Origin of the sequence: Maribellus maritimus, assembly GCF_022267315.1 — a bacterium.
In the GTDB taxonomy this organism is placed as follows: Bacteria; Bacteroidota; Bacteroidia; order Bacteroidales; family Prolixibacteraceae; genus Draconibacterium; species Draconibacterium maritimum.
Map to the genome: position 1 here is coordinate 207,546 of NZ_JAIKLE010000005.1, position 17,300 is coordinate 224,845.

Below are 17,300 nucleotides of genomic sequence, written 5' to 3' on the forward strand. Positions count from 1 at the left end.
TTATGATTTGAGAAAAGAAACCCTGCTAACCAGGTGTTCCCATACTAATCGCCGTTCTTTTTTTATCTGTTCTGATATCCTGAAATTTGTCGATATAAACTGTTTTTACATTTACAAATTCGCGAATACCATTTAAGGCAAGCTCTCTTCCGTAGCCCGATTGTTTAGTCCCCCCAAAAGGCAAACGAGGATGAGATTTTACCAAAGCATTTACAAACACAGCTCCGTCCTCAAATTCAGGAATTAACTCTTCTGCTCTCTCAAGGTTATTGGTAAACAGTGAAACACCCAGACCATAATTTGAAAGATTACTTAAATAAATGGCCTCTTCTGTATCTTGTGCAATAATTATTGGCGCCACCGGACCAAAAACTTCCTCTTCAAAAAGTGGCATACCGGGCTTTACCCCAGTTACTAAAGTTGGTGGATACAAGGCTCCTTCGGGCATATCACCGGCAATAACTTTTGCCCCCATTTCAACCGATTTACGCACCTGTTGAATTACTACTTCCGCTTGTTTTTTACTTGAAAGCGGGCCAATATCGCTCTGCATGTTAAACGGATCGCCAAACGACAAGTTGTTTATTGCCTTTCTGAATTTTTCAATAAATTCCTCACTGATATTTTTATGAACAATAAATCGTTTTGCTGCAATGCAACTCTGACCGGCATTTTGCATACGGGCTTTTAACCCAATTTCAACGGCTTTATCAATCTCTGCATCTTTAAGTACGATAAAAGAATTATTTCCTCCCAGCTCAAGAACCGTTTTTTTAATATTTTTCCCTGCCAATTGAGCTACTTCCGCTCCGGTCTGTTCACTCCCGGTTAAAGAAATTGCTTTTACAACTTTGTGTTCAACAATATCTTTTACTTTCTCTGAACCAATTACTAAATTTTGAAAAACACCCGGAGGGAATCCTGCTTTTTCAAAAATACCCTGGATAGCCCGGGCAGAAATCTGAACATTAGAAGCATGTTTCAATACAATTACATTGCCTGCCATTAATGTTGGCGCAGCAAAACGAAAAACCTGCCAGAAGGGAAAGTTCCAGGGCATTACACCCAGAATTGTCCCCAGTGGTTCAAACTGTACAAAAGCCATATGCGCGTCTGTAGCCACAGCCTCACGATGCAACATCGATTCAGCATTTTCAGCATAATGTTCGCATACCCAAGCACATTTTTCTATTTCAGTTGTTGCTTCTGCTTTTGTTTTTCCCATTTCTTTTGTAATGGTTTGCGCAAGTAAACTGTTACTTTCCTTTAATAAATCTGCAACCTTTAACATCAGCTTCTTACGGTATTCAAAAGTGGTCCTTTTCCATTCATCAAATGCTTCATCCGATTTTTCCAGGGCCTCATTAATTTCAGTATCTGAAAACGTTTCAAACTCTTGAATCACTTTTCCTGTGTAAGGATTTATACTTTTTAATGTCATTATTATACTTTTAATTAAATATTTCTTTTCAGGCATATAGAATATCCAAAATTATTCCACGAAACTTCTGATGACAAAACACCAAAACAAAAACTAATAAGAAATTAATAATTAACACATTACGCAAAAAAACGAAACATTCAGAATTCCGTTAAACAAAAAATGTGTGTAAAAAATCTACAGGTAAAAATATTTATCTACCCCGAATAACATGAATTGCATTCGGAATAATCTCCAGTTTCAAGTTTTTAACTTTTCCGATTACTTCACCGTCGATTTGAAAATCCTGAGTTTTATCCAGCGTTATTTTTGCCTTTTCTGACCGATAAACCTTTACATACTCCATACGATGAAGATTACCGGTAAAACCCGCAAAAATAAAATTAAACACAAACCACCACGGGTAAGGTTTGATTGTTACAATTTCAAATTTTCCGTCACTAATATTTCCAGCCGGATTTATTTTTACTCCTGTTCCGTAGCTCTGAGCATTTGCAATTACAATCATTTCAGCCTTCAACCTCTTTTTTCTTCCTCCTGTTTCAATGTTATATGAAAAAAAAGATTTAGGTGAAAATAGTTCTTTAAAAAGCTGTTTCCCATAACCGATCATTCCCCTTGTATCCTCTTTTTCAAAACGTTTTACAATTCTTGCATTTATTCCTACATCGCTTAAATGGAAACAATAATATTTGTCATTCACCCGGATAACATCCATCGGCACGCCGCGCCCCTTTATACTTATTTCCAAAGCATCGAAAAAACGCGTTGGAATATCAAGGTTAAAAGCCAGTCCGTTTGCAGATCCCCCCGGAATGATGCCAAGTGCAGCTTTTTTGCCAATCATTTCTGCGGCTACCATATTAAATGTTCCATCTCCTCCAAACGCAATAACTTTATCAGGCCGGTAAATATTCAGCAACTCGCGGATATCTTTACTATCGTTTTCTCCCGTTGTTTTGTAAATTTTATACTCAAATCCTTCCGTTTTGGCAAAATCTAAGATTTGTGTTTCATAATCTCCTTTCCGGTTGTTTCCCGACTTGGGATTGATAACAAATAAAATTTTTTGTTTTGATTTCTTTTTCAATGTTCTTTGTTTTATGATGGCTTAAAACTTGTAACATCAATTATACCAAAGAAATTGAGCATAAAACATGAAGTATTTTAAACCTGTTTTTAGAGGAATAAAAAAGCCATTCAAATTCTTAAAAGTATTTTTAAAACAAAAAGCCGGATGGTTAGATGTACCCAAGATTCTTCCCTACAAAGGCTACGGAAATGAAACAGACGTTTTTATAGAAGGTATGGTAATAGAGGATAAAGGATTAACCAAACCAAAAGATAATCAGCAACTTTGGCAAAACATATTGGCAACCTTTAAACGTTTTTCGAGTGACGAAATCCCCGGCGTAAAGGTAAAGGCGGAATTCCTGCATGAAAAACAAATAGCAACTACTGATGAAAAGGGATTCTTTTCCTTTCACTTCTATTTACCTGATAAAAAAAATGAATTACTTACCAAAGAATGGCATACTGTGCACCTCAGCCTACTCGATCAAATTGTGGAAAATCAACCACAAATTTACACAACGGGTGAGGTCAGAATAACTTCCGGAAACCAGTCAAGAATCATTGTTTCGGATATTGATGACACTGTAATGATCTCTCATTCCACCCAAACACTGAGAAAATTGCGGTTGATGCTGTTAAAAAACGCTCTTACCCGTCTGCCATTTCCTGGCGTAGCTCAATTTTACCAATCGCTCAACCATGGAAAAGAAAAACAGGAAAACAATCCCTTTTTTTATGTTTCCAGCAGCGAATGGAATTTGTACGACCTCCTCGAAGATTTTTTCAGTTTTAACAAACTTCCCAAAGGGGTTTTTTTGTTGCGAAAACTAAACAACAGTATCTATAAATTTTGGAAATCAGGAGGAGGAAATCATGACCACAAGTATAAAAAAATAAAGGCGTTGCTAAAATTTTACCCGCAACAAAAATTTATTCTTATTGGCGACAGCGGTCAGCAGGATCCATCCATTTATTCAAAAATTGCATTTGAGTTTCCCGGTCGGATTGAAGCCATTTATATCAGAAGGATCAGGTCGAAAAGTTTTGCCGAAAAACAGGAAAACCTCGACGAAAAGTTACTGGAGGTACAAACGCTTTATACCGAAGTAAAGGACACGATTCAGGCCGCCCGGCACGCTTCAAAAAACGGTTTAATAAATGCGGGGGTACCGTCAGAAATCAAAAACTAAAACAGACAAAAAGGGTATAAAACAAACCAATTTCAAAGCAACTGTTTTGTTTCAAATACCCTTTATTTCATTCGTGCAATTCCGGTTTAATCAATTATCCAGTTCCTGGCTTCAGTAATATCCTCGTGAGAAAAATATTCTACCGCTCCTGAAACAAACGGAGTTGCCAGGTTTGACCACAATTTTTGCCATGCATTTTCGCCGACAACAGCTATCTTATCAATGTCGTCGAAATGCTTTACGTATGTTTTTAAATCTTCCCGGAATGCAGTGGGTGTGATACTTTTTACATTATCCAACTGGACGTAAAACTTTATTTTGCCAAATTTTTCTACCGATTTTTCGATAAGCGGCGTAATTTTGTCGTAATCATTTTTTGTAATGTTGCCATCCACCTTGATGGCAATCAAATCTTTTTGAGTAATATCTAAAACCTGGAACATAAAAGTTGATTTTACAGTTCACTAAACTATCTATTCTTTAAGGCTTGCTTCAAGTGTAATTTCAAGAGAAGAAAGCGCTTGTGAAACGGGGCAATTTTCTTTTGCTTTTGCTGCCAGCTCTTTAAAAATATTTTTATCAATATCTGGCACCACCGCCTCCGTTGTCAACTCACTTTTACTTATTTTAAAACCACTGTCCGCTTTCTCAATGGTCACTTTCGCGGTTGTGTCAATCGATTTGGCTTCGTAACCTTCTTCGGTAAGCAAGCCTGAAAATGCCATAGAAAAACAACCGGCATGTGCTGCCGCTATCAGTTCTTCAGGATTTGTACCTTTCCCATCTTCAAATCTTGATGAAAAATTATACGCAAACTCTTTTCCTGACTCATTAAGTTTTACTGTTCCAATGCCTTTTTTTAAATTTCCTTGCCAATTGGCATGAGCTTTATTTGTTTTCATATCTGTATAATTTAAATTAAACTTTCTTATTTATTTCGGGGATAAAATTTATAATGCGGCAATTGCTTTTTCAAGCTTTAGATTCACCAATCTTGCAAAACTTTTAAGGTCATCGTTTTGAACTGCCTGCATCGATGCAATTGGACTGATTGCTGCTACTTCAGTCTTGTCCGGGGACATTTCTTTTACGATGACGTTGCAAGGTAACATCGTGCCAATCTTGTCTTCCATTTCCAATGCATCGTAGGCAAGAGCAGGGTTGCAGGCCCCCAGAATCCTGTATTTATTATAATTTTCAACTCCCAACTTTTCCTTGAACTTTTCGTCAATGTTGATTTCGGTCAGAATACCAAAACCTTCTTTTTTTAATTCATTTTTTGCAGAAGAAACCGCTGTCTCAAAATCTGCATTCAACACCTTTTCTATATAATATTTCATAAGAATATTTTTAAGTGAAAATAACTTTGCTTTTTAAGCTGTTCTCATTTTCTTCTTTAACAGCTGTGCATTAATAGCAACAATTACAGTACTGAAACTCATTAAAACGGCGCCCAAAGCCGGGCTAATCATTATTCCCGCACTGATTAAAACACCTGCAGCCAAAGGAATAGCCACTATGTTATACCCGGTTGCCCAAATGAAATTCTGGATCATCTTTTTGTAAGTCTCCTGTCCAAAAACAATCAACGATGCGATGTCCCTGGGATTACTGTTTACAAGAATAATATCTGCTGTTTCGGCGGCAACATCGGTTCCTGATCCAACGGCAATACCAACATCTGCAGAGGCAAGAGCCGGAGCATCATTAATACCGTCACCTGTCATACATATAAATTCTCCATTTTTCTGTAATTCCTTAATTTTCTCCAATTTTTGGTCGGGCAAAAGTTCTGCGTAAAAATCATTGAGTCCAAGTTTTTCACTTACGCTTTTGGCCACCTTTTCATTGTCACCCGTCATCATCACCAGCTTTAAGCCATTATCTTTTAACATTTTAACAGCTTCAAATGCTTCATCTCTTATTTCGTCAGCGAGAGCAACAAATCCTACCGGTTTTTCATTTTTCAAAATAAAAACCACTGTTTCCTGTGCGTCTTTAAAATCTCCTTCCGGAATTTTTATATTATTTTCTTTTAAATATCCGGGGCTTACCACTTTTACCTTTTCTCCTGCAACTTCCCCTTTAATGCCCTTACCTGAAATACTTTCGAAGTTTTCAGCTTTATCCCAGTTCAGCTTTTCTTCTCTGGCTTTTCTTAAGATTCCTTCTGCCAGCGGATGTTCCGATTGCGATTCGAGTGACGCCGCCAACTTTATAACTTCTTTGTCTTCTGTCTTTTTTGAAAAACTGCCAAACCTCGTAACTCCAAAATTTCCCTTTGTTAATGTTCCCGTTTTATCAAAGACCACCACTGAAATTTTTCTTGCATTTTCAAAAGCCGTCCGGTTTCTGATTAACAAGCCTCGCTTTGCCGAAACAGAAGTAGAAATAGCAACTACAAGTGGTACTGCCAAACCCAAAGCATGTGGACAAGTTATTACCATTACACTGGCCATTCTTTCCAATGCGAAAACAAATGGTTTTCCAATAAGGAGCCAGGTAGTTAATGTTCCAAAACCAATAACAAGCGCGGCAATGGTTAACCAAAATGCAACTTTATCAGCCAGATATTGAGACTTTGACTTTTTATTCTGTGCCTCCCTTACCATTTTAATTACTTTATTTAAATACGCATCCTCTCCTACTCCTTTTACTTTTACTTTTACAGAGCTTTTTCCGTTGATAGTTCCACCAATAACTTTATCGCCTCTATTTTTCTTTACAGGTTTTGATTCGCCCGTTACCATCGATTCATTGATATTACTTTCACCTTCTTCAATGATACCATCCACCGGAATCTTTTCCCCCGGGCGTACCAAAACCAAATCCCCCGATTTCAACCTGCTCACTTTTATATCTTCTGAATCGCCATTTTTTAAAAGGTGAGCCTCAGAAGGCATCAACTCAACCAGGCTCTTCAATGCTCCCGAAGCGTTTACTACCGATTTCATCTCGATCCAGTGGCCCACCAACATGATATCAATTAATGATGCAAGCTCCCAGAAAAAAGAATCGCCTTCAACACCAAAAGTTGTTGCAGTACTGTATCCAAATGCTACGGAAATGGCTATTGCAATCAACGTCATCATTCCAGGCTGTCTTTTTTTGAATTCTTCTGCCAGTCCGGTAATAAATGGCCAGCCACCGTAGAAATAGATAAATGCTGACAGTACAAAAAGCAGGTATTTTGAAAAATCAAATTCGAAATTGTAGTTCAACAGGTTTTGAATAAACGGAGATAGGACAAGAATGGGAAGTGTTAGGCCCAACGAAATCCAAAACCGTTTTCTAAAATCTTTTATCATATGCCGGTGATGTTCCGTGTGGTCGTGGTGCTTGTGTCCATGATTTTTATGTGATTCATGCTCATGGTGCTGTGAAGCACTGTTGTCGTGCTGTTTATGCCCACCACTTCGCTTTTTAGTTGAGTGAGCCGGCTCACTATTTTGATGATTATGATTGTGCATTCTTTTTATAGAATTATGCCTGAATAATTGTATTGAGTTCGTCAGGCAGTTGTTTACGTTTTTTTCCGGTTTTTAACTGAAGATTATTCAGAAATTCGTCCTCATCAATATTGCTGTTGCTCAAATCTCCCGGATTTAACCACCGATAATAATACTGCAACTGCCCTTCTTTTTTTGCCCAGTTTCTGTTTACGACTGAATTCGGTTTCATTTCTTTTATTTTTGTTGATTTAAAACTTTAAAAGCCTGGCAGAAATCCACCAAGCTTTTTAATTTTATTTGTTCCTACGGCGTATTATATAATACAATCAAATCGTTTTCAACATCTTCGGCACCGCCTTCAATGGCGTTAATCTCAGCAAACAATTTCTCACGGCGCGTATCAACCGTACCTTCTAAAATTGCTGTACCATCTTCTACGGTAACGTCCACCTCATCTTCATTAACATAAGGCGACCACCATAACTGGCTTTGAATATCTTTTTCTATCTGAATATCCGACTTTTTTGCTTCTTCGATATCAATATGATAAGGTGGATAATAAGTATTCCACCCGTAATAGTCGGAATAACGCACATCATTCAAATCGTTTACCTTTAAATTGTTTCTTACATCAATTACACCTTTCACCTTTGATGCAACATCTTCGGCCTGTGCCTTTTCGAAATATGAATCAACTGTTCCGTTTAAATACAACATTCCATTGCTGGCGTTCACATCGAGTTCCCATTTTTCTACAATAGGATCTCTTTTGAAGGCCTCTGTCACATCAGCTTCCAGTTTTGTATCTTCCGGAATAAATTCAGGCACGACAATCAAATGGTTATTTACCCCCAAAACGCCAACAACATTCTTCGCATCTTGCTCCGCTGCTCGTTTGGCTTTTAAATTACTGACCTCGCCCGTTAAGGTTACAACACCCGCATTTACCCTGATCTCCGGATTAAAAGAGTATACTCTTGGGTCGTAAACAAAGGCATCTTCGACAGCTTCTTTAACTTCCGCATCAGAACGGGTTGCGTATTTATCTTTACGCAGATTCTCGTCTCTGGCCCACTGTTTAATGTCAAGCTCGTTACCATTTACCATTTTTACTCCCGTGACCCAGGCATCAGCTATGGCCAGACTTTGCTCGCTGGTGCTACCTACAATTCCGGATAAACTAACATATCCGTTGTTTACTTCCACATCAATCAATGCGTTATCAACCCGAATATCATTTTCCAAGGTGCCTTCAATGTCTTCCTCTATTTCATAATCGGGTCGTATTGTACGATATACAACGCCTACATTACTTTCAACCTTTTTAGCACCTCTTACTCCTTTGGCTACAAATTCGGAAAGTTTCTTTTCCTGCCACGATTCAACCGTTCCCTCCAGATTTACGACTCCATTATTCACAGTTACATCAATTTCATTCGAATCCGTTGCAGGATCATTAAGCAGTGCTTCATCAACTTTCTTCTGTAAAGTAATATCAGAAACATCTGGTGCGTCAACTTTTATTTTGTCAACAACACCACGAACTCCCTTTACAGTTTTGGCAATTTTAACTGCCCTGTCTTTTTCCAGTAAATTATCCACCGAGCCTGTCAGTGTTACAATTCCATTTTGACTTTCTGATTTAATTAAATATGCCGGTGTTGTGGCATTAAACATTAACTCGTTTTCTACTGCTATACTAATCTCACTATCTGTTGGTCCATTTTGTGCAAGGAGATTAGCAGAAGTAAAAAACAGCAACAATCCTGTAAGTAATACAGTTTGTGCAACTTTCATTCTTCTTAATTTCATACATCCTCCTACTTTTTGGGTTCAACAAAATATTATGTTTTAAGAAGATGAAAATCCTATGCCATTTTTTCCTGCATTTAGAAAGAGCACTGATAATGGTGTATGGAGACCTTTATAAAATTGTTTAGCAGATAATTGATGTTGAATGTTTCCACAAGTGAGAGCTTAATCCACATTCAAACCGACAAAAACAAATAATATAGTTTCGTTCTGTAAAAAACTAAAAATCAATATCATACTGATTTATTTTATTATACAATGTTTTCCGGTCGATATTAAGAATTTTAGCTGCTTTTGATTTATTATAATTTGATTCGATCAATGCATTGGTTATCACCTCTTTTTCTGTGATAAGTGTCGCCTCTTTTAACTCTTTCACATCGCGGTGACCATTATAATTGTTTTGCCTCCCTCCCGATTGGAGGTTATTAAACCTTATCTCATCAGGTAAGACATCAGCCTGAATAACATTGCTCTTTGATAACAACACTGCTCGATTTACAACATTTTGAAGCTCGCGAATGTTACCGTGCCAGTTGTATTTAAACATCAGCTTTTTTGCATCCTCATCAATTCCCTCAACCGATTTTTCGAAAGCCCTATTTGCCTGAGCAATAAAAAAAGAAGCAAATTCCAACATATCGTCCCCGCGTTCGCGCAAGGGTGGAAGATGTATTTTAAATCCGTTCAATCGATGATACAAATCCTCTCTGAATTCATTGGTATCAACCAGTTTTAACAAATCATCATTTGATGCGGTAATCACTCTCACATCAACTTTAATTACCTTGTTGTCACCTACTTTATTTATAAATCTTTCCTGTAAAGCACGCAGTAATTTAACCTGATTCTCATAAGAAAGATTCCCAACCTCATCAAGAAAAAGTGTACCACCTTTTGCCCGCTCAAAATAACCAACTTTGTTATTAATCGCTCCGGTAAATGCTCCTTTTATATGTCCGAAAAGTTCACTGTTTGCAAGGTCTTTTGGAATAGCTCCGCAATCAACCGCCACAAAAGGCTTTTTACTGCGCTTGCTTGCATAATGAATTGCTTTGGCAACATATTCTTTTCCTGAGCCCGTCTCTCCTTCAATCAAAACAGTCAGGTCCGTTGGAGCAACAACTTTTACATGTTGCATTACACCCTGAATTGCTTTGCTGTTTCCGGTAATAAATTTTTCTCTGAATGAATTGGAGGTTTCTCTTTCGTCGGTAGATTCCAGAGCCTTATTTATAATCCGCAAAAGTTCTTCCGGCTGGACCGGCTTCGTTATATAATCATAAGCTCCCGACTTTATCAACTTTACAGCCATACGCACCTCGGCATAAGCTGTCATAATAATAACCGGAAGTAGTGGCTTTTTGGATTTTAGTTCCTGTAAAATTTTAAACCCGTCGGTGTTGGGAAGACGATAGTCGCATAAAACAATATCAAAATTATTTTTTTCAATCAGTTTGATACCGTTTCTTCCTGTATAAGTACCCTTTGCCTCAAAATTGTTTTGTTTAAGGTGATTTACTATTAAGTCGCACATAAATGTATCATCGTCTATTACAAGTACTTTTTTCATATTTATCGGTATTTATCCAAATAACTATTGAAATTTACGGATTTATCAAAAAATAAACATATGTTATCTAACAAAAAAATAATAACCCAACTTGCGCTGTACCAACATCGCACAGTTACAGAAATAAAAACGTTATTATTCGTCAATATGTTTAACAAAAAAATGCCTTCGGAAATTAACTTACTCTTGGGAATTAACCAGAACTATCTTAATAATCAGGCAGGCAGCCGTTTTGTGTTGTAGAAAATAAACAGGTCGGGATTAACATTTAGCGGATTGTGTTATCATTCTTACCTCTTGTTTGAAACCTTACAATTTATATCTCCTGACATGCGATTCCAAACAAATGCTTTAACGTGAATTTTTACTTTGAATATTTAAAAGTTAAATATTTAACAATAATCCAACAAACTTATTTTCATTGCAAAATAGGGCTCAAACGGTTTGCCAGCGTGTAGTTGCCTGATAGTTTTTCAGGTACTCTTCAACCTCCGTTTCATTCTCTACTGTTGTACTTTTCAGCACCTCTTCACACTCATGATAAAAGTCAGTTTTTTCTTTATTAGAGAAAATTTTCTTTAATAAACAGTTTACAACTTTCAAAATTTTAATTTCTCTTTTCATGATTTCCTTGTTTTTAATTTATTTTTCAGAATCATTCAGCCGTCTCAGCAAAACGGCAGCATAAGAACTCATCGATGTACTCTGAACAATTATATCATCGGGCAAATGTAAAATAGCCGATGTAAAATTCCAGATAGCTTTGATGCCGCAGTTCACCAGATCTTCTGCCACATCCTGGGCAACGCTATTGGGTGTGGTAAGTATTCCAATCTTCACATCCAAACGGTTTGAAAGACTAAACAACTTATTGTATTCCAGTATATGAATCCTCCCAACATGTGTCCCAATCTTCTTCTCGTCAACATCAAAAGCCGCAATAATTTTTAGTCCTAAAGACTGGTGTTCCTGATAAGCCATTAAGGCGGATCCTAAATTACCAGCCCCGACAATAAAAGCTTCATTTGTACGGTTAAACCCAAGATAATCCTCAAGTGCGTGAATTAATTCATAGGTATTATAACCAACCCTTGGCTTTCCTTTTATACCGGTAACAGCCAGATCTTTTACTACCTGAGTAGGATCACACTTTAAATCTTTTCCAATCATCGGAGCTGAAATATTGATGATTCCCTGCTCTTTAACTTTGTCCAGGTAATACAAATAACCGGGCAACCTTTTTAATGTTGGTTCCGGCACTTTCCGTTTCATTTTGTATTTTCCTGTTTCGTTCATCTATTACAACTTCAATTTGTATTTTTCACTATCAAATATAAACACAAACATATAAAGAAATAATTCTTTATTTTAATTTCATTGTTTTGTTAACTGAAATTTAAGATACACAAACAAAAAAAAATTAAAAATTCAAGATTGCAAAGTTCACATTACAAAAGATTAATGATAGTGCAATTGTCATTAAACTAAAAATTATAAATAATGTAAAATGCTGTTTTTATCAAAATGATATAGATTTGTTCCCAAAATACTTCCTGAGTCAAAATAAATTTGACTATTAATTGCCACAAAAAAAAAGAAAACCCTTAATTTTAGGGAACAAATTATTACAATCGATTATAAAAACAATTCAAACAAGCATGTGTTTCTTTTGAAAATTAAATAAACAAAAACAGATATGACAAAAATGCATAAACCGGATATGGAAGATAAAAAGCAAAGTGTTCAAAAACGAATTGAATCAAAATTATTGGAACAGCGAAAAGTATTTCTGTGGGGACAGGTTGATGACGAATCAGCGGAAGATATTGTAAGTAAACTTCTATACCTTGAGGCCGAAAAACCCGGAGAAAAGATTACCTTTTTTATTAACAGCCCGGGCGGAGTTGTTACCTCCGGACTTTCAATCCTCGATACAATGAAAATAATTTCATCGCCTGTTTCAACTGTTTGTATGGGGCTGGCTGCTTCAATGGGCTCGATTTTGTTGTCAGCAGGAGAAAAGAAACAACGATTTATTTATCCTCTCGGGAAAGTGTTGATTCATCAACCCAGTATCGGAATGTTGCAGGGAACAGCCAGCGACCTTGAAATTCACGCCAAACAAATCATTAAAACAAAAAAACTTTTGGCGGAAATATTGGCAAAAAACAGTAATCATAACGTTGAGCAAATTTTAAAAGATTTTGAGAGAGATTACTGGATGGATTCAAAGGAATCAATCGACTATGGGATTGTTGACGGAGTCTACAAAATGCAATAATACATTTATACTTAGCAAAATTTAAAGGCTCACTATTGAGCCTTTTTTATTGTTAAGATAACTATTTCAAACACAATACGTATCTGTTTTAACCGTTAATTTAAGCATAACTACAACCACAACCATGGAAAACAGAAAATTAAAAGGTTGGATAATTCAGACACTTTTTATCACAATAGCCGGACTTTTTATCATCTATTCCGGATTAAGAATCTGGATCTGGAGTGATGCCAACCAGTTTGCAAAAACCGCTTCGGAAAAATTCAATACAGATAAAACAGCGGCCCTGCTGATATATCTCGATTCTGACAAAATTACACTTAAAGAAAAGAATAAAGCCGTTTGGGCACTGGGTGTTTTAAAAGAAAAAGAAGCTTTACCTCAACTCGAAATGTTATATACAGGTGATACGTGCAAGCACGACGATGCCATTTGCCAATACGAATTATATAAGGCCATTCATAAAATCAAAGGAGATTTTCGGGGTTCATGGCAAGTAAAAAATTAGTTATTTATTTCATTTACCTCTGAAAAGATGGACAAAGCCGTTTTTTCTTCGGGACTCTCCGTCACGGCCACGACCTTCAACAACATAGTAATACACCCCGGGACTGGCATACCGTCCACCAATTTTCCCATTCCAAACCGATTCAACATAGGTATTTTCAAATCCACGAATATCGTTTTTGCTCCAATAATGAATACGTTTCCCCCAACGGTTGAAAATCGAAATTTTTAGACTTTTCATCGACCAGAACTTCACTATAAATTCATCGTTTGTGCCATCTCCATTAGGTGTAAAAACATTGGGGGCTTCAACAAATGAAGGATCAACATAGATATAATCTTCCATCATCGTGGTGTCAACGCATGTTAACGTGTCATTTGCAAAGTTTTTTGCAACCAGTTTTACCATGTATGTTCCGGTATTTTCATACGTATATACGGGATTCTCGTCATATGCTATAAGCAGGATACTGTCAATCTCGCTTTGCCCATTCTCTGCTTCTTCCTTAATTTCATTTAAATCACGATAAAAAAACCACTCATAACCAGTTGGGTCTGCATTTTCAGAAGTATTTGTAAATGTTACCTCAAGCGGCGCTTCTCCTGTCATCTCTTTTGTCCAATCTGCATCTACCTGAAAACTCGCTTTTGCGGCAATAGGTTCATAAGGTACATTGATGTTCGCCTCACATCCAAAACGATCGTAAACACGGAGTGTGTAGTCAACATTTGAAGTTGGTGGATCAAACAGTTCAGGATTGAGAACAGTGGAGAGAACAACGTCGCCCTCTTTCCATTGGACCTTCATATCCCTTGAAAGACTAACTTCCGCATTCGTAGACAAATCGTGATACCTTATTTCAGAAGAAGTGAAGCTGCCATCTAGCGCAAATGATTCGCAACTCGGATACAAAACCGTTCCTTCGGCTTGAATCCAGGAATTAAAAACCCATGCTCTGTAAACAGTTGATGTTTCTCCCTGCGAAACGGTTACCCGATAACATCCATCTGTAAGTCCTGTTATTGAAGATGTGCCGTTTTCCAAACTTTCTGAAAAATAAAAATCAAACGAAGCAGTTTCACTATTGTAAACTTCCCACAAAAATGTTTTAGTTCCCGCAAGTTCAGTACTTACACTTAACTCCCCTGCCGGCATAACCTCGTTATCAACACAAAAAACAAAAATACTGTCTGTTTCAGAAAATGACGGATAGTCGGTTTCTCCTCCCCCAGCAGCTCCAGGAGCCCATATTTGAGCCGTTAAAGATTGGACACCAAAAAAGAACAATAAAAAAAACATTACGGTTAAGCGACTTTGTCTCTTCATAAAAACAAAAAACTTTAAGCTACAATATTAACGTATAATTTTTATTTAATTGTCCGACAGTAACGAAAAATCATTTGTTGAAACTACAAATTCCGCAAATTTTAATATTGTTGATAAAAGCCAATCATTTTTTTAAAGGAAAACACTGAACATCTTTTACTTTTGTTCATTGAATTAGAAAACTGGTTTCATTGTGTTCGAATACTTAAAAGATTTAAATAAAGCGCAGCAAGATGCTGTTTTAAGTTCAGAAGGTCCGGCATTGGTAATTGCAGGTGCAGGTTCAGGAAAAACCCGGGTACTTACTTACCGGATTGCTCATTTGCTGAAACAGGGAGCTCGTCCGTCAACTATTTTGTCACTGACTTTTACAAACAAAGCAGCGCGCGAAATGAAAGAACGGATTGCAAAAGTGGTGGGAGAAAATGCTGCACGTTATCTATGGATGGGAACCTTTCACTCTATTTTTGCGCGCATCTTACGCATGGAACATGAGACAATTGGCTTTCCTTCGAACTTTACCATCTACGACAGTGCGGACAGCAAAAGTCTGATAAAAACCATCATCAAAAATTTTCAGCTTGATGACAAAGTATATAAACCGGGGGTGGTTTCCAGTCGTATTTCCATGGCTAAAAACAACCTGATTACCCCCAATATTTATGCACAACAAACCGAAATCAGGCTGGCCGACAAAAATATGAGAATGCCGGCAATTGCCGAAATTTATAAAGAATATGTAAAACGTTGCTTTTTATCCGGAGCAATGGATTTTGATGACCTCCTTTTAAAAACGAACCTGCTTTTTCGTGATAAGCCGGAGGTTTTGGAAAAATACCAGAAACGATTCGACTACGTCCTTGTTGATGAGTATCAGGACACCAATTATGCTCAATATCTTATTATAAAAAAACTGGCCGCCGCGCACAATAATATTTGCGTAGTTGGCGACGATGCACAAAGTATTTACTCATTCCGTGGTGCCCGAATTGAAAATATCCTGAACTTTAAAACCGATTACCCGACGCACAAAATATTTAAACTCGAACAAAATTATCGTTCTACCCAAACTATTGTTAATGCTGCAAACAGTATCATCGCAAAAAATAAAAAACAAATTCCAAAAACTGTTTTTTCTGAAAAAAAGGAAGGAAAACCCATTAAAGTTCTTTCGGCTTTAACCGACAATGAAGAAGGCTTTTTAGTTGCCCAGGAAATAGCAAAAACACAGTTAAACGATCATTATAAAAATTCCGATTATGCTATTCTTTACAGAACAAATGCGCAGTCGAGGATTTTTGAAGAGGCTCTGCGAAAAAGAAATATTCCATACAAAATTTATGGCGGGTTAAGTTTTTACCAACGGAAAGAGATTAAAGATCTGCTGGCATATTTTAGGTTAACGATAAACCCGGCTGACAATGAAGCGCTAAAAAGAGTCATCAATTTCCCTGCTCGTGGTATTGGAGGAACAACAGTTGCCAAACTCGAGACAGCAGCAATAAATAGCGAAACTTCAATCTGGAAAATAATCACCGGCCTTAGCCAAAGTAACCCGGCCAATCTGAATAAAGGGACCACTTCAAAAGTTTTGAACTTTGCAAAGCTTATTTTGAAATTCACTGAACTGACGCAAAATACAGAAGCGTTTGAGGCAGCAAAAACAATTGCGGAGGAAACCGGAATCTTAAAGGATTTATACAACGATAAATCTCCGGAAGGGCTAAGCAGACATGAAAATATTCAGGAACTGCTTAACGGGATTCAGGAATTCAGCATCAGCGCTAAGGAAGAAGGCAGGCCTGAGAAACTGGAAAATTACCTGGAAGATGTGGCGTTACTTACCGATCAGGATACAGAAAAAGACGAAGAACGGGATAAAGTAACTTTAATGACCGTTCATTCCGCAAAAGGACTTGAGTTTAAAAATGTTTTTGTAGTTGGGTTGGAAGAAAACCTTTTTCCATCCGGGCAGGCCGACGAAAAAAACAAACCGGAGGCGCTGGAGGAAGAGCGGCGTCTGTTTTATGTCGCACTTACCCGTGCGGAAGAAAATGTTTGGTTTTCATTTGCCAATCAACGGTATCGCTGGGGAAAACTGGATTTTTGCACCGCAAGCCGATTTTTGGAAGAAATGGATGAAAGATATATGGATGGATTTGACTTCAACAAAATGCCAAACCAGCGAAGACAACCGGAAAATCAATTGCAGCAGGAAACTTCAAGCCCATCTTTCAGAAGACAAACACAACATACTTCATTTAAAAGAAAAGATACGCAGAACATTTTTGACAAAAAACTCGTTAATCTGAGAGAAGCTGGTAAAACGCAGTCTAATTTTGAAGGAGATGATCCTTCAAAAATTTTTGCCGGAATGCAGGTTGAACATCAACGATTTGGAATTGGCAAGGTTTTAAAGGTTGAAGGTGTAGTTCCCAATTTAAAAGCCACTGTTTTTTTTCAGACTGCCGGACATAAACAACTGCTGCTAAAGTTTGCCAAGCTGAAAATAGTAAATTAAACAGCGTTAAAAAGAAAGAATAAAATTGCGTATTGAAAGGAAATCATTAGTTTTGCACAGTCAACCCCGTTAATTTCATAAGATTACCTGAAAATAAATTATTTATACCATAAAATTCATTC

At 37.2% G+C, this 17,300-nt stretch carries 16 protein-coding genes; 4 read left to right on the top strand and 12 right to left on the bottom strand.

Annotation, left to right across the window (positions count from 1 at the left end):
• Window positions 1-25: 25 nt before the first annotated feature.
• The gene (locus tag K5G00_RS06845) at window positions 26-1,441 is read right to left on the bottom strand and encodes an NAD-dependent succinate-semialdehyde dehydrogenase (protein ID WP_238765391.1); all 1,416 of its coding nucleotides are present in this window, start codon (window positions 1,439-1,441) and stop codon (window positions 26-28) included.
• A gap of 193 nt (window positions 1,442-1,634) precedes the next feature.
• Window positions 1,635-2,531, bottom strand: coding sequence for a diacylglycerol/lipid kinase family protein (locus tag K5G00_RS06850; protein WP_238765392.1), 897 nt, complete (start codon window positions 2,529-2,531; stop codon window positions 1,635-1,637).
• A 67-nt stretch (window positions 2,532-2,598) separates the two neighbouring features.
• On the opposite strand from K5G00_RS06850, the gene K5G00_RS06855 reads away from it, so the two are divergent.
• Window positions 2,599-3,705 carry an App1 family protein gene (locus tag K5G00_RS06855; protein WP_238765393.1) on the top strand — a complete coding sequence of 369 codons (1,107 nt, stop codon included), beginning with the start codon at window positions 2,599-2,601 and terminating at the stop codon, window positions 3,703-3,705.
• An 86-nt stretch (window positions 3,706-3,791) separates the two neighbouring features.
• Here K5G00_RS06855 and K5G00_RS06860 read toward each other — a convergent pair whose 3' ends face one another.
• From K5G00_RS06860 to K5G00_RS06900, 9 genes are all read right to left on the bottom strand, one after another.
• Window positions 3,792-4,148: a SpoIIAA family protein gene (locus tag K5G00_RS06860; protein WP_238765394.1), complete on the bottom strand. Its 357-nt coding sequence runs from the start codon at window positions 4,146-4,148 to the stop codon at window positions 3,792-3,794.
• 30 nt (window positions 4,149-4,178) lie between these two features.
• Window positions 4,179-4,607, bottom strand: a complete 429-nt coding sequence (locus K5G00_RS06865) for an OsmC family protein (RefSeq protein WP_238765395.1) — start codon at window positions 4,605-4,607, stop codon at window positions 4,179-4,181.
• A 48-nt stretch (window positions 4,608-4,655) separates the two neighbouring features.
• Window positions 4,656-5,045 (bottom strand): DUF302 domain-containing protein, encoded by a 390-nt coding sequence (locus tag K5G00_RS06870; protein ID WP_158863614.1) that lies wholly within the window; start codon window positions 5,043-5,045, stop codon window positions 4,656-4,658.
• 33 nt (window positions 5,046-5,078) lie between these two features.
• A complete protein-coding gene (locus K5G00_RS06875; protein WP_238765396.1) occupies window positions 5,079-7,175 on the bottom strand; it encodes a copper-translocating P-type ATPase in 2,097 nt (698 codons plus the stop codon).
• Window positions 7,176-7,188: 13 nt separating this feature from the next.
• Window positions 7,189-7,386, bottom strand: coding sequence for a hypothetical protein (locus tag K5G00_RS06880; protein WP_238765397.1), 198 nt, complete (start codon window positions 7,384-7,386; stop codon window positions 7,189-7,191).
• A 74-nt stretch (window positions 7,387-7,460) separates the two neighbouring features.
• Window positions 7,461-8,969 (bottom strand): BON domain-containing protein, encoded by a 1,509-nt coding sequence (locus K5G00_RS06885; protein ID WP_238765398.1) that lies wholly within the window; start codon window positions 8,967-8,969, stop codon window positions 7,461-7,463.
• Window positions 8,970-9,189: 220 nt separating this feature from the next.
• Entirely contained in the window at window positions 9,190-10,542 is a 1,353-nt protein-coding gene (locus K5G00_RS06890) for a sigma-54-dependent transcriptional regulator (protein WP_238765399.1), read from the bottom strand.
• 435 nt (window positions 10,543-10,977) lie between these two features.
• The gene (locus K5G00_RS06895) at window positions 10,978-11,166 is read right to left on the bottom strand and encodes a hypothetical protein (RefSeq protein ID WP_238765400.1); all 189 of its coding nucleotides are present in this window, start codon (window positions 11,164-11,166) and stop codon (window positions 10,978-10,980) included.
• Between the two features lie 18 nt (window positions 11,167-11,184).
• Window positions 11,185-11,838, bottom strand: coding sequence for a redox-sensing transcriptional repressor Rex (locus K5G00_RS06900; RefSeq protein ID WP_238765401.1), 654 nt, complete (start codon window positions 11,836-11,838; stop codon window positions 11,185-11,187).
• A gap of 400 nt (window positions 11,839-12,238) precedes the next feature.
• Here K5G00_RS06900 and K5G00_RS06905 point away from each other — a divergent pair, with 400 nt between their 5' ends.
• Entirely contained in the window at window positions 12,239-12,823 is a 585-nt protein-coding gene (locus tag K5G00_RS06905; RefSeq protein ID WP_238765402.1) for a ClpP family protease, read from the top strand.
• A 124-nt stretch (window positions 12,824-12,947) separates the two neighbouring features.
• Window positions 12,948-13,331, top strand: coding sequence for a hypothetical protein (locus K5G00_RS06910; RefSeq protein WP_238765403.1), 384 nt, complete (start codon window positions 12,948-12,950; stop codon window positions 13,329-13,331).
• 9 nt (window positions 13,332-13,340) lie between these two features.
• Here K5G00_RS06910 and K5G00_RS06915 read toward each other — a convergent pair whose 3' ends face one another.
• A complete protein-coding gene (locus K5G00_RS06915; protein ID WP_238765404.1) occupies window positions 13,341-14,657 on the bottom strand; it encodes a T9SS type B sorting domain-containing protein in 1,317 nt (438 codons plus the stop codon).
• Between the two features lie 193 nt (window positions 14,658-14,850).
• Here K5G00_RS06915 and K5G00_RS06920 point away from each other — a divergent pair, with 193 nt between their 5' ends.
• Window positions 14,851-17,178 (top strand): ATP-dependent helicase, encoded by a 2,328-nt coding sequence (locus tag K5G00_RS06920; protein ID WP_238765405.1) that lies wholly within the window; start codon window positions 14,851-14,853, stop codon window positions 17,176-17,178.
• Window positions 17,179-17,300: the final 122 nt, after the last annotated feature.